Genomic DNA, 12,969 nt, shown 5'->3' with positions numbered 1-12,969 from the left:
AGGCGTCACTCCGGTTCCGCGCCGAACGACAAGGCTTCGGCCGGGCCGACCTGCTGCTCACCCTCGAAAATTCGGTCGAGCCGGGCTCGTACCTCGCCACGATAGCCCTTCGCCGACAACGAACGGGGTGCCGTGACGGACAGTTCGTCGGCAATCGCATCCTTGATCCGCGCCATCGCGGGATCGTCGAGCACGTTAGCGCGTCGCAGCTCCTGGCAGAGCTGCACCAGCCCGACCGCCGTGGCCTGCGCACGAAGCCCGACGTTGGTGAGATCGAAATGAAGCCTCTTTTGCTTGTCATAAGCCATTGTCATCGGGGATTCCTTCCAGCCCCGAGCCTAAGCCTCAATTCCCGCGCACGCTAGGGTGTCGGCGCGCCCTCGTCCGGCGCGCCGCACCCACCACGCCGTGACGGGAGCCTACACCCCTGCCTTGAACGGCGAAAAGTCCGTTCCGCGATCATACACGTCGATTCCCTCGCGGCGCTTGAGGAACCCGACCACCAGATAGGTGACCGGCGTCAGCAGCACCTCCCACGACACCTTGAGCACGAACTGGCTCAGCATCACGAGCAGCATCGCACTGACCGGCCAGTCCGGCGCGCCCAGGAACGCGAGTGGATAGAAGATCAGGCTGTCGAACCCCTGCGCGACGATCGTGCTGCCGATCGTGCGGGTCCACAGCATCCGCCCTTCGGTCAGGATCTTGAGCTTGGCGAGGACGAAGCTGTTGGCGAACTCCCCGACCCAGAACGCGACCACCGACGCGACGATGATCCGCAATCCCGTCGCTGCGGCGGGATCGACCAGAACCGAGCGGCCGAAGACATATTCATACGCCTGCTGGCCGCCCCACCCGGCGGCGGGGGGCAGTGCCACGACGACCTGTTCCATCACCGCAAGGAAGATCAGCGCCGCAAACCCCGCCCACACGCAGCGCCGGGCGCGCGCATAGCCATAGACCTCGGTCAATACGTCGCCGATCACATAGCTGACCGGGAAGAACAGGATCCCCGCGCCAAACGGCCACGGCCCGATCCACGGTACATCGATCACCGACCGTTTCCCCGCGCCGACCACGTTCGACAGCAGCAGGATCACCACGAAGGCGACCATCACGAAATCATAGTAGCGCAACGCCCGCCCGCCGAGATCGCGCGCGGTGATGCTCCTCGGTGTGTCCATCGATCCCCGTCCCCATCCCCTGACGCGACCTGCTATGAAGACCGTTTCGCGCCACCGCAATCCACGCTAAAGGCATCACCAGTGCGCGCCCGTAGCTCAGTTGGATAGAGCAAGGAGCTTCTACCTCCTCGGTCGGGGGTTCGACTCCCTCCGGGCGCGCCAATGCTGCTGCGCTATCTCAGTCGCTCCCGCCAAAGACGCCATAGCGGTCGCGCCAGGCGGCAACTTCGTCTGCGAGGTTCGGCGGTGCGGGGTCTCCCGTAAGAACGAAGTGCGCCACGTCCTTGTCGGGATGCATCAGCATTTTCTTTGACCCGTCGCTGAACCAGACCGGGACCAGTTGATCGCACAGCGTGTCCAGGACTTTACCGGCGAGACCGGTCGCGATCGCGTCGCTGCCGGCGAGCACGCGGATATTGATCGATACGCCTTCGAAGCAGTTTTGCGGCTCGCGAACGAAATTGAGCGAAACCAGCAGGCCGGACCGATCAGGCCGCGTTTCCTCGGTAAGGCTGGCGACCCTGCGCCACGCACAGAACCATGTCCGGCAGATCGGCGGGCGGACCGGATGGATGCCGCACCCCTTGCCCGTCAGGTGGACGCACGGTGTCCCGGCAGGCTTGGCAAATTCGGGCGTGTCGACCACGAGCGCGGTGCAACACACGGTGCAGTCGCCGCACGTGCGTTCGGCCAGGACAGGTCCCAGCAGAATCGTCTCGAGGTCGGCCTGCGTCTGCATCCGCTTCGCGCCGTGCCTCAATTGCCTTCGGAATCGACGGTGAAGACCATTGGCTTGCCGCGCGACATCGGTTCCCACCCCGCCTGCAGGGCCGCCCGAACGCCGCGGACGACCGTCGCATCGTCGATCTGCAACCGGCCGTGCGGCAGGCCTTTCAACAAGCGCTTGGGGGCGGGAAATTCCAGCAGCGCTTCCCGCCTGGCGTCCTGCTCCAGCAGCGAAACCGTCATCCCCTTCCAGCCGTCGGAATCCGACCAGTGCGGCTCGCGCTGGAGCTGCCAGTCATATCGGGTGCCGTCGACCTCAACGGTGCCGGTCGTGCTTCGGATGTTCGCCATTTCGGTGGCCATAGCATGTCTGTCGGGCAGCGCCACGCGTCGCGGCGCTCCGCCGGAGCACCGCGACACCCTCAAGGTGCCGACTCAGCGCGGCTTGACGAACTTCAGCGTAAACCGGTCGCTCTCGCCGACCGCGGCATATTTCGCACGGTCGACGTCCTTGAGTTGATAGGTCGGCGGAAGCGTCCAGACACCTTCCGGATGATCGTGGTCGTCCTTGGGGTTGGCGTTGACCGGCGATTCGCCCGCTAGCTTGAAACCCGCCTGTTCCGCCAGCCGCACGACCGTCGACCGCTTGATATAGCCGCTCGTCTTCTCGCGCGCGGTATCCATCTCCTCGGGCAGGCGGTGATCGACCACGCCCAGCACGCCGCCCGGCTTGAGCGCGGTGAAGAAGGCCTTGAACACGCGGCCAGCCACCGCGGGGTCGTCCTGCATCAGCAGATTGTGGACGTTGCGGAAGGTCAGCACGACGTCCGCACGCGCGGCCGGCATCGACGATGCGCCGGTCTTGAAGTCGATCGTCGCGACGGTCGTCGGGCCGTAGCTCGCGGTCTTCCCGGTGAAGGCGCTCCGCGTGCGATCCGCCTGCGCGGTCGGGACCAGCGCGACGTACTGCCCGCGGCCCTTCACCAATGGTGCGAGGATTTCGGCATACCAGCCACCGGAGGGCAGGAACTCGACGACGGTCTGTGTCGGCGTCACACCGAAGAAGGCCAGGGTCTGCGCGGGATGGCGGTACGCGTCGCGCGCGCGGTTGGCGGGCGTCCGCGTCGGTGCGGCAACGGCGGCGGCAATGTCCTTCGACGGCGCGGCGGACGGCGCGGCGGACTGCGCGACGGCCCCCGAGGTTACGAGCGCGGTGAGGCAGGCGATGGCGGCAAGCGGACGGTGCATATCGAAGATTCCCTCAGCGTTTCTGCCGCAATCATGCCGTGCCGGGGCGGGTTGTACAATCGCGCGTACCGTCGCCCGAAAGAGGGCGATTGCCCGCCTTGCCCCCGATCCCCCACATTCGGCGTTATCCCGCGACCTGCGAACGGACGGAAGCATCAGGCAATGCCCGCATTACACCATACCGGCGTCGATCTCCGGCGCCTCCAGCAAATTGTCTCCGGCCTGACCGAGGGCGTCATCATCGTCTCGCCCGAGCAGGAGATCCTGTGGGCGAACGAGGCGGGGCTGCGGATGCACGGGGTCGAGCGGATCCCCGATCTCGGCAAGACGGTCGACGACTATCGCCAGCGTTTCCGGCTGCGGTATCGCAACAACCACTGGCTCGACGCGCACGATTATCCGCTCGACCGCGCGGTCGCGGGCGAGGCGTTCAGCGAAGTCGTCGTCGAGGTCGTCCGCGAAGGCGAGGACGATGCGCGCTGGATCCACCAGATCCGCAGCCTCTTGCTGACCGACAGCGACGACAAGCCCGACCTGCTGGTGCTCGTCATCCAGGACGTGTCGCTCCGGTTCGAGGCGGAGGAACGGTTCGAACAGACGTTCAAGGCCAACCCCGCCCCCGCGGTGATCTGCCGCCTGTCCGACCAGCGCTTCGTCAAGGTCAATCAGGGCTTTCTCGAAATGACCGGGCGCGAGCGCGAGGACGTACTCGGGCACACCGTCTACGACCTCGACGTGCTCGCCGACGTGGACGATCCCGGCCTCGCCAAGCAGCGCCTGCGCGAGGGGCGGACGATCCCGCAGATGCAGGCGGACCTGCATTTGCCGAATGGCGGGCGCAAGCTCGTGATCGTTGGCGGGCAACCGATCGACCTCAACGAACAGCCGTGCATGCTGTTCACCTTCGCCGACCTCGAACCCCGCCGCCGGATCGAGGGCGAGTTGCGCGAAAGCGAGGCGCGCGCCCGTCGGATGTTCGCACTCGCCCCGGTCGGGCTCGCGGTTGCGACGCTCGACGGGCACCGATTCCTCGAGGGCAATGGCGCGCTGCTCGACCTGAGCGGCTTCACCGACGAGGAGTTCAAGCACCAGACCGTCGGTTCGCTCAAACTGTGGGAGAATGCGACCGTGCGCGCCGAGCTCGAACAGGCGCTCGCGGGCGACGGCGGGTTCCAGGCGCGTGATGCCTGCCTCCACCGCAAGGATGGCGAGCGGATCGACGTGCTGATTTCCGCGGGCGTCATCCCGATGCATGGCAGCAACTGCGTGCTGTGGGTGATCCAGGACATCGCCGAACGCCGCCGGTCCGAACGCGAACTGATCGGCGCGATTGAGACGGTGATGCGCGACACCAACTGGTTCAGCCGCACGATCGTCGAGAAGCTCGCCAATCTCCGCTCCCCCAGCAACGCGAACCGGGTCACCGAAGTCGCGACCCTGACCGGACGCGAACGCGAGACGTTGAGCCTGATGTGCGAGGGCCTCGACGACCAGGCGATCGCGACGGCGATGGGGGTGTCGCGTAACACCGTGCGCAACAATGTCGCGCGGATTTACGGCAAGCTCGGCGTCAACCGGCGCGGCGCGGCGATCATCTGGGCGCGCGAACGCGGCTTCCCGCTGCCGTCGTCAAGACGGGGCTGAGGGTTAACATCCCATGAATCTGCACTAAACGATTTGGTGCAGATCGCTCTAGGGCGCGCCCGTTGCGGCACTATTTCCATCGTTCGTCGAACAGACCGCTCGGTCTGCCGAGAGAAGCGAAAGGAAAGCGCGATGGACGACCGCATCGAAGGCGCCGGTAAGCAGGCGCTCGGCTCGATCAAGGAAGCGATCGGCAAGATCACCGGCGATGCCGCGACTCAGGCCGAAGGCGCTGCGGAAAAGGCGGCAGGCAAGGCGCAAAGCGAGCGCGCCTCCGCCAGCGCGCAGCATCGCCCGAAAAAATAATCAGCGAACCATGGCGTCTTCCGCCGCGCGGCGACGTCACCCCACTAAGGAAAATTCTATGGCACATGTTTACGGCGAGCCGGCGCACACTGGCGACCCCCTCCTTCCCCACGAACGCGCCGTCGGCGCGGTCGTCCACCGGTCGCGCATGTCGTGGCAGGCGGTCTTCGCCGGCGTGACGATCGCGATCGCGGTCCAGATCGTCCTCGGGCTGCTCGGCACGGGTATCGGCATGAGCCTGGTCGATCCGATGAACGGCTCGACCCCGAGCGCAAGCGGCTTCGGCATCGGCGCCGCACTGTGGTGGGTGGTCAGCACGATCCTCGCCCTGGGTACCGGCAGCTATGCCGCATCGCGCCTCGCCGGTCTGACCGAGCGGTTCGACGGTTTCGTCCACGGGCTCGTCATCTGGGGCGTCACGCTGATCATCACGCTGTACCTGCTGACCTCGGCGGTCGGGTCGATCATCGGCGGCACGTTCCGCACGATCGGCGGCGTCGCCACCGCAGCGGGCTCGAGCATCGGCGCGACCGCGCCGACGGTCGCCAAGGCCGCCGGGATCGACGTGCAGGACCAGGCAGCCGCCTATCTCGACACGGCACCGACCGACCCTGCGCAGATGACCCCGCAGGAAGCGCAGAAGGAAGTCGCCAAGCAGTTGCCGGCGATGGCCCGTGGTGGTGCCGAAGGTAACCAGGCCGAGGCCCGCGTCGTCGACATCGTCGCCGCGCAGCGCAAGATCCCCCGCGCCGAGGCCGCCGCACAGGTGACGCGCGCCAAGGCGCAGTTCGTCGCCGCAAAGGACAGCACGGTCGAGACCGCCAAGTCCGCTGCCGACGCAGGCGCCAGCGCCGCTGCCGGGACGTCGTTCACAGCCGTCATCGCGCTGTTGCTGGGCGCGGGTGCCGCAGGGTTTGCCGGGGCGGCCGCAACGCGCCGCCGTGGTGTGGAGGTCCGCCGCGCCTGATCCGCGCGGAACGGATGCGCGCCTGGCCCCCCGGGCGCGCAGGGAGCGGCGGTCGTCGCGTGTAGCGTAGCCCTGCAGCGGCCGTCGCTCCCGAACTTTCTATCGTCCCCATCTTTCAAGGAGAGCATCATGGATACGCATCAGGTTACGGGCGGGATCAAGAACACCGCCGGCGCAATCGAAGAGGGGTTCGGCCGGCTGACGGGCGACCGTTCGGTCGAGGCATCGGGCGCCGCGCGCAAGGTCGCCGGACAGATCGAAGGTGCCTATGGCGACGCGATCGACGCAACTCGCGCAACCGTCGAGCACAGCCCGCTGCTCGCGCTCGGTATCACCGCGGTCGCCGGCTTCGTGCTCGGTGCGCTGGTCACCGGCATGAGCACCCGCAAGGGCTGAGCGCCCGGACTTACAGGAAGGAACCGATCATGAAGACCAAGTCGCTTTTCGTTCTCGCTGCGGTCGCAGCGGTTTCGTTGTCGGCGTGCAACACCGTCAACGGCGCAGGCAAGGACCTGAAGTCCGCCGGTGGCGCGGTTTCGGACGTTTCGGGGCAGAACGCCAAGAAGCGCTGATCCTGTCGCCTCATGGACACCGGTGCGACGCCGTCGCGCCGGTGTTCGGCTGTCACGATTCCTTCGATCGGCCCCCCGCCATAGCCGGGGAAGTGCCAAATCGGCTTACCGCGACGCTGACCCCGCCCCCGCGAACTTGTCCGCCCGCCGCCGGCCGACCAGCAGCCCGCGCTCCAGCCGGACGCACAAAGCGGCATAATAATCGGTCAGGAAACCGCGGTCGTCGCCATCGTCGGCCAGGTCCGCCTTGCGCCGGATCGTCGCCGCCACCGTCGCGATCGCCGCATCGCTCCCGACGCGGAGCACGTCCTCCAGCGTCTGCAATTCGAACTCGCCGTATAGCGCGAGCGCTGCCTCGGGAAACACGCGATGTTTCGGCCGCTCGGCTGCGACCAGATCCGCGCCAAGCCGGTCCGCCACCGTCCGCACCACCCAGGTTCCGGCAAGCAGATCGCCGACCCGCAACCGATCGCGGTTGAACAGCGGGAAGAACAGGAAAACCCCGCTCCAGCCGAGCGAGAACAGCGTCACGAACGCGTCCGCCTGCCCCGTCATCGTCTGCTGCGCCAGGAACGTCAGCGGCAGGAACAGCTCGATCTCGCGCATCGCGTTGCGCGCGATCACCGCGCCCCCGGTCAGCCGCGCGCCGTCGCGCGCGACGACGCGCAACCCCATCATCCGCTTCCCCGGCGTCGCGCCGCGCCCGCCCATCTCGAACAGCGTGAACCATCCGTTGCGGAGCACGAAGCTGCCGAGCAGCCAGATGATCGCAAGCCCACCGCCATGCAGGGAAAAGAACAGAACCAGCAGCAGAATCGTCGCACTGACGAGGATCGCCAGGATCGCGACCGCGTCGATCAGGAACGCCGAGAGGCGAACGCCGGCGGTGCCGAGTTCAAGCCGCAAATCCACCCCTTCCGGGGTGACGAAACGGCGGCGCAGCGACGCGTGTTCAGGCCGGGGCGGTCGCATCGGCGCTCCTCGGCAGATAGAAATACAGCAGCCAGCCGACGAGCATGACGCCGCCGATCGCATAGCGCGTCACGTCGTCGGTCAACACCTGCCGCCCGATCCCTTCGAGCAGCCCCGCGATCGACAGCATCACGACCGTCCCCGCCATCGCGACGGCGCCGGTCCGCCCGGCGTCGACCGCCGCATCGCCACGCGTGCGCCGGCCGGGAAAGGCGATCGCGGTGCCGATCCGGAACCCCGCCGCGCCCGAAAGGATGATTGCGAACACCTCGGTCGTGCCGTGGATCATGATCCACCCGGTGAAGCCGACGCCCAGCCCCTTTGGCACGAACACCGCCAAGAACGCGCCCAGCATCATGCCGTTATACGTGATCAGCAGCGCAGTCGGCACCGCGAAGGCAAAGCCCAGCGCGAACGACAGGATCGCGATCTGCGCATTGTGCGTGAACAGGAACGCCGCGAACGTCGCGAGAATGTCCTGATGCTCGGTCGCATAGATCGTATTGCGCAGCGCCTCCACCGACGCCGACGGATCGCGCCCGCCCGCCATCCTGTCGCCGACGATCGCAAAGAACCACGCAGCATCGCCGCGCACGAGCAGATAGCCGACGACCGTCCCCGCCACCGTCAGCAGGAACGAGACGAGCGTCTCGCGCCAGAGCGATTGCACCGCCGCCGGCCAGCCGTGGGTAAAGAACCGCTTGAGCTGGCCGAAAGCCGATCCGGGTACGCCATAGATCTGGAAATACGCGCGGGTGCAGAGCTGCTCCAGATAGTCGACCAGGGCGCGGTCGAGCGAGGTCTCGCGCGCGACCGACAGGGACGACAGCGCGGTCCGGTACAGCAACGGCAGCGCGAGCAGATCCTCTTGCGGCACAGCGCGAATCGAGCGCTTCTCGATCCGCCGGACGATCGCATCGAGCCGCTCCCATTCGGCGGCGTGCGCGGCGCGGAAGCGGCTGGCGTTGACGAGCACGGGGGCGAGAACGGGGGCGGACGCAGTCACAACAGGTTCCTCCGTTTGAGCGCGACATATCCCGCGACGAGCCGCTCGCCGACCCGGTCGTGTTCGGATTCGATCACATGCACCCCGAGATGTTCGAGCCGCGCGAGCACCAGCCGCCGATCGTGCAGCAACGCCACCGCCGTCACCGCGCGCGTCACGTCGTCGGCGGTCGCGGGCGCGCGGTCGGCGATCGCCTCGACTTCCGCATCGCGCAGCACGACGACCAGCAGAAGATGCGTCTTCACGACCCGCATCGCTGCGCGCACGAGAAAATCGGCGCTGGTCGGGTCAGTGAATTCAGTGAACAGAACGATCATCGACCGCCGCGTCAGCCGCGTCGCGAGCGTGGTCAGTGCGAAGGTATAGTTCGTTTCCTCGGCACTATAGTCGATGTCGGCAGCAAGCCGCTGGAGGCTGGCGAAGGCGGGCATCCCCGAGACCAGCCCGCTCGCGATCCGCGGACGCGAATCGAACGCATGCAGCGCGACGCGATCCCCGAGCTTGAGCGCGATCCAGGCGGAGAGCAGCGCCGCCGAGACCGCGCGGTCGATCCGCGGCACGCCTGCGACCGGCTCCGACATCTGCCGCCCCGAATCGATTGCGAAGACGATCTGGTTGTTGCGTTCGGTGCGATATTCCTTGGCGTGGAGCTTGCTGTGGCGGGCCGATTGCTTCCAGTCGATCGCGCGCCGGTCCATCCCCGAGCGGTATTCGACGAGCGCATCGAAATCGGTCCCGTCGCCGCGATCGACCTGCATGAGCAGCCCCTCCATCGCGTGGCGGCGGAAGATCTCGGCACCCTTGTCCTTGAGCAAGCGGATATCGGGCAGGATCAAGACACGCGTCTCCGCCGCGATGCTGCGCTGATGCCACACCAGCCCGAGCCGCCCCGGCCAGCGCACCCAGACCCGCTCGATCCGCCCGGCCCCGCGCCGGAGCGCGGTCAGCGCGAGCAACACCGCACCCTTGCCGTCGCGCAGGCCGACGCGGGCGCGCGCATCGTCGTCGGTCGCGAACAGCGGGTTGACCAGTAGCGCGACCTCCGCGCCGCGCGGCGGGTCGCGCCCTTCGAGCGTGACGGTGACGGTCGCGTCGATCGTCTCGCCGACCGCAACGGTGGCGCGGGCGTCGATCTTTGCGTTTGCCCGGCGCACGCCCGTCGCCGCGTCGATCGCGGTGAGCAGCAGCACCGCCAGCGGCCACGCCAGCCCGGCGTACCAGCGCCCGGGAATCAGCACGCCGATCAGCAACGCAACGGGTGCCCCCGCCGCCGCCGCCAGCACCGCCAGGCGAGTCGGGTAGATCATGCACGCCTCGCCTGAGACAGACCGCCTCCCCTCACCGCGGCGCTTCGATCGTCTCGATGATGTTGGTCACGACATCCTCGATCGTCCGCCCGTCGATCTCGGCGGCGGGCGACAGGATAAGCCGATGGCGCAGCAACGCGGGTGCGAGCGCCTTCACGTCGTCGGGAATCACGAAGTCGCGCCCGTCGAGCGCCGCCCGCGCCCGCGCAGCGCCCGCGAGCATCGCACCCGCGCGCGGCGACGCACCGCTCTCGAGATCGGCGACGCCGCGCGTCCCCCGGATCAGCGCCGCGATATAGTCGATCACCTCGTCCGCCAGCCGCACGCCCGCAACGGTCGCGACGCCCGCTTCGATCACGTCCGCGTCGGCGCGCGCGACCACGCCCCATTCCTCGGGCGCCATCGCCTGCTGGTGCGCGCCGTGCGCCGCGATGATCCGGCGTTCCTCCGCCGCCGACGGATAATCGACCGTCTGTTTGACCAGGAACCGGTCAAGCTGCGCCTCGGGCAAGGGATAGACCCCCTGTTGCTCGATCGGGTTCTGCGTCGCCACCACCATGAACCGCGCGCCGAGCGGCAGGCTCTCCCCGTCGATCGTCACGGTGCGCTCCTGCATCGCCTCGAGCAGCGCGGCCTGCGTCTTGGGCGGGGTGCGGTTGATCTCGTCCGCGAGCAGCAGATCGGTGAAGATCGGCCCGCGCGTCAGGGTGAAGCTGCTCGTCTGGAAGTTGAACAGGTTCGCGCCGATGATGTCGCCGGGCATCAGGTCGGGGGTGAACTGGATCCGTCCGAAATCGAGCCCGACCACGCGCGCGAAGGTCCGTGCGAGCAGCGTCTTGGCGGTCCCCGGCGGGCCTTCGAGCAGCACATGCCCGCCCGAGAACAGCGCGACCAGCAAGATGTCGACGGTCGCTTCCTGCCCGACCACGGCCTTGCCGATCTCCTGCCGGATCGTCTGCGCGAGGTCGCGCACATCGTCTACCGTCACCGTGTCTTCTCCCATAACCAGTGATGCAGCGCCTGCGCCGCCGCGAGCATGTCGCGCGGATGCCGGGCGCTCCGTGCGTCTTCGGCAAGTGTGGAGAAGCGCGCGCGCCCCGCCAGCCCGTCGAGATAGCCGTCGCGCGCACCGTCGCGCAGCCGCGTGGGCACGCCGAACACGCCGACCGCGCGATCCCGCACGACCTGCACGTAGCGCTCGCCCAGACCGCCCTGCCGCCCGGCCTTGCGGACCAACGCGGCGGCATTGTCGATCAGCGCGGTCTTGCCGAACGCGATCGCGCGCGGGCGGCGGCGCGGCGGGCCGAACCGGGCGGTCGCCTGAATGCCTGCGAGCAGCAACGCCACCGCGAGCGTCAGCGTCATCGCGAGGAACGGCGGGTCGAACGCGAGCTTCAAGGGACTGGGCGAGCGCCCGAACCCGTTGAGCGTCACGTCGAACACGATCCCGTCCGCGCCGGTCGAATTGAGCCAGTCGAGCAGGTCGAGCGCAGCGCGCGCCTGCGCGGCATCGCGCATGCCGATATTGGACAGCAAGTCGGGATCGGCGAGGACATAGAGCGGCCCCTGCCCGATCTGGGCGAGCACGACATGCCCCGCCGCATCGCTGAGCAACGGCCGCACTCCCGGTCCCGCAAGGGTATAGAGTGGGCGAGGCGCAGCGAAGCGCAGCGATGGCGGCATCCACGGCAAGGCGACGAGCGGTCGGCCGCCGCTGCGATACCGGGTAACCTTGAACGGATATTGCGCGGCGAGCACCCCCATTGGCTCGCGCACCGGAAGCAAAGCGACGTAATTGACCCAGCCGCTGTGGCGTGGATCGGGGGTCGTCACCCATTTCGGCAGGATCACCAGTGTCGGCTTGACCCGGCGCAGCGCAAGCACCTTGGTCATGTCGGTTGCGGCGCGCTCCGGGGTCAGCACGACGAGGTTCTCGGTGGACAGCGCGTTCGGATTGCGGACGACCTGCGGGTTGCGCCCGGTCGCGCCCGCGAGCGTCACGATCCCGCTGAACCCGGTCGCGGCGGTCGACAGCGCATGTGCGCCGCCGTTGCGCCCGGAGCGCAACTCGGGCGCGTAAGCGCCGAGCACCACCATCCCCAGAAACGCGACGATCCCGACCGCGATCAGGATCGCGACGGTGCGGACGTCGAACGCGCCGCGCATCTCTCCGTCGGTAACCGGCACGTCGCTCATTCGCGCCACGTCCCCGGCAGGGCGAAGTCGGCATAGGCGGTGCGCGCGGCGGTCCATTCGCCCGCATCGACCGGGCGCCCGCCGAAAAGGCTGCGCTCGACCAGCGCGGCGATCCCGGCGAACAGTCCGCGTGCGGCGGGCGGCACCGCGTTGGCAGCGCCAAGCTCGCGCGCCGTCAGTGCCGGCCGCACCACACGCGGGCGTCGCCGCGCGATATCGTCGACCGAGCGGATCAGCAGCAGATGCACCGCCTCGGCATAGCGCCCCTCCGCCGCGAGCGCATCCGCCTCGCGCAGCCACGCGCGCGCCGGGGCGGATTCGGGTTGCCAGTCGGGATCGTTCTCTACCAGCGCCGCCTGGCGTGCGCGCGTGCGGGTCGGCCAGCGCCATTCGCCGTGGCGGATTCGCTGGTAGACGGCCCACAGCAACAGTGCGGCAAGGACCACGATCAGAGACCACAGAAAGATCCGGGCATAGGGGGCCGCCGGCATCTGGCGCGTGATCCAGCCGAGCAGGCGCGCGACAGGCTCGAGCACCTTCGCGAGCCAGTGCAGCACCTGCTCTACCCAGGCGGGCGGCTTGGGCCGTGCGGGCGCGAGCGACAGCGTGAACTGCACCTGCGGATCTGCCTTGAGCGCGGCATGCGCGGCGGCGAACCGGTCGCTGGCGGCGGCGGCGTTTTGCGCTGTTCCCCCGCTCACGTGGCATCCCCCGGGCCGCAATTGGCGCTACGGGGGTGAGCCTAAAGCAACCGGGGATGCGCGCAAACGGCAAAATGGGATTTGCGTTCGGTGCGATCGCCGCCACCACCACCGAATCCGTTTGCTCCGTCCCGCATCCC

Annotated in this window: 16 protein-coding genes and 1 tRNA gene; 6 read left to right on the top strand and 11 right to left on the bottom strand. The window is 68.1% G+C overall.

The features are described 5' to 3' along the window. Positions 1-5: 5 nt before the first annotated feature. Together RI03_RS05555 and RI03_RS05550 are read right to left on the bottom strand one after the other, a co-directional pair. Entirely contained in the window at positions 6-314 is a 309-nt protein-coding gene (locus RI03_RS05555) for a hypothetical protein (RefSeq protein ID WP_026046477.1), read from the bottom strand. Between the two features lie 105 nt (positions 315-419). Next, a complete protein-coding gene (locus RI03_RS05550; RefSeq protein ID WP_010215787.1) occupies positions 420-1,184 on the bottom strand; it encodes a queuosine precursor transporter in 765 nt (254 codons plus the stop codon). Positions 1,185-1,269: 85 nt separating this feature from the next. On the opposite strand from RI03_RS05550, the gene RI03_RS05545 reads away from it, so the two are divergent. After that, positions 1,270-1,346, top strand: a tRNA-Arg gene (locus tag RI03_RS05545). Between the two features lie 16 nt (positions 1,347-1,362). Here the strand turns inward: RI03_RS05545 and RI03_RS05540 are convergent. The 3 genes from RI03_RS05540 to RI03_RS05530 form a co-directional block, all read right to left on the bottom strand. After that, positions 1,363-1,923 (bottom strand): YkgJ family cysteine cluster protein, encoded by a 561-nt coding sequence (locus RI03_RS05540; protein WP_010215786.1) that lies wholly within the window; start codon positions 1,921-1,923, stop codon positions 1,363-1,365. Between the two features lie 17 nt (positions 1,924-1,940). Next, complete coding sequence (locus RI03_RS05535; RefSeq protein WP_010215785.1) at positions 1,941-2,273, bottom strand: hypothetical protein; 333 nt, start codon at positions 2,271-2,273, stop codon at positions 1,941-1,943. A 72-nt stretch (positions 2,274-2,345) separates the two neighbouring features. After that, positions 2,346-3,158 (bottom strand): class I SAM-dependent methyltransferase, encoded by an 813-nt coding sequence (locus RI03_RS05530; protein WP_010215783.1) that lies wholly within the window; start codon positions 3,156-3,158, stop codon positions 2,346-2,348. A gap of 162 nt (positions 3,159-3,320) precedes the next feature. Here RI03_RS05530 and RI03_RS05525 point away from each other — a divergent pair, with 162 nt between their 5' ends. From RI03_RS05525 to RI03_RS22620, 5 genes are all read left to right on the top strand, one after another. Next, entirely contained in the window at positions 3,321-4,802 is a 1,482-nt protein-coding gene (locus tag RI03_RS05525) for a PAS domain S-box protein (RefSeq protein ID WP_010215781.1), read from the top strand. Between the two features lie 132 nt (positions 4,803-4,934). Beyond that, a complete protein-coding gene (locus tag RI03_RS05520; RefSeq protein WP_010215780.1) occupies positions 4,935-5,108 on the top strand; it encodes a CsbD family protein in 174 nt (57 codons plus the stop codon). Positions 5,109-5,166: 58 nt separating this feature from the next. Further along, entirely contained in the window at positions 5,167-6,075 is a 909-nt protein-coding gene (locus RI03_RS05515) for a hypothetical protein (RefSeq protein ID WP_010215778.1), read from the top strand. A 129-nt stretch (positions 6,076-6,204) separates the two neighbouring features. After that, positions 6,205-6,471 (top strand): CsbD family protein, encoded by a 267-nt coding sequence (locus tag RI03_RS05510; RefSeq protein ID WP_010162791.1) that lies wholly within the window; start codon positions 6,205-6,207, stop codon positions 6,469-6,471. Between the two features lie 29 nt (positions 6,472-6,500). Continuing rightward, positions 6,501-6,647: an entericidin A/B family lipoprotein gene (locus RI03_RS22620; RefSeq protein ID WP_010162790.1), complete on the top strand. Its 147-nt coding sequence runs from the start codon at positions 6,501-6,503 to the stop codon at positions 6,645-6,647. 105 nt (positions 6,648-6,752) lie between these two features. Here the strand turns inward: RI03_RS22620 and RI03_RS05505 are convergent, their stop codons facing one another. The 6 genes from RI03_RS05505 to RI03_RS05480 are packed head-to-tail and all read right to left on the bottom strand — an operon-like array spanning position 6,753 to position 12,829. Continuing rightward, positions 6,753-7,619 carry an RDD family protein gene (locus RI03_RS05505; protein ID WP_010215777.1) on the bottom strand — a complete coding sequence of 289 codons (867 nt, stop codon included), beginning with the start codon at positions 7,617-7,619 and terminating at the stop codon, positions 6,753-6,755. After that, the gene (locus RI03_RS05500) at positions 7,600-8,625 is read right to left on the bottom strand and encodes a stage II sporulation protein M (RefSeq protein ID WP_010215776.1); all 1,026 of its coding nucleotides are present in this window, start codon (positions 8,623-8,625) and stop codon (positions 7,600-7,602) included. Before RI03_RS05500 ends, RI03_RS05505 begins: the two co-directional genes overlap by 20 nt. Further along, a complete protein-coding gene (locus tag RI03_RS05495; protein ID WP_010215775.1) occupies positions 8,622-9,932 on the bottom strand; it encodes a DUF58 domain-containing protein in 1,311 nt (436 codons plus the stop codon). The genes RI03_RS05500 and RI03_RS05495 overlap by 4 nt, the downstream gene beginning before the upstream one ends. 31 nt (positions 9,933-9,963) lie before the next feature. Further along, positions 9,964-10,935, bottom strand: a complete 972-nt coding sequence (locus RI03_RS05490) for an AAA family ATPase (protein WP_010215774.1) — start codon at positions 10,933-10,935, stop codon at positions 9,964-9,966. Further along, positions 10,917-12,128, bottom strand: coding sequence for a hypothetical protein (locus RI03_RS05485; RefSeq protein WP_010215772.1), 1,212 nt, complete (start codon positions 12,126-12,128; stop codon positions 10,917-10,919). The genes RI03_RS05490 and RI03_RS05485 overlap by 19 nt, the downstream gene beginning before the upstream one ends. Next, complete coding sequence (locus tag RI03_RS05480) at positions 12,125-12,829, bottom strand: DUF4129 domain-containing protein (RefSeq protein WP_010215771.1); 705 nt, start codon at positions 12,827-12,829, stop codon at positions 12,125-12,127. Before RI03_RS05480 ends, RI03_RS05485 begins: the two co-directional genes overlap by 4 nt. Between the last annotated feature and the right edge of the window lie 140 nt (positions 12,830-12,969).

The organism is Sphingomonas sp. PAMC 26621 (assembly GCF_000251145.1).
GTDB lineage: Bacteria > Pseudomonadota > Alphaproteobacteria > Sphingomonadales > Sphingomonadaceae > Sphingomonas.
This window is presented reverse-complemented; position numbering and strand designations above follow the sequence as displayed.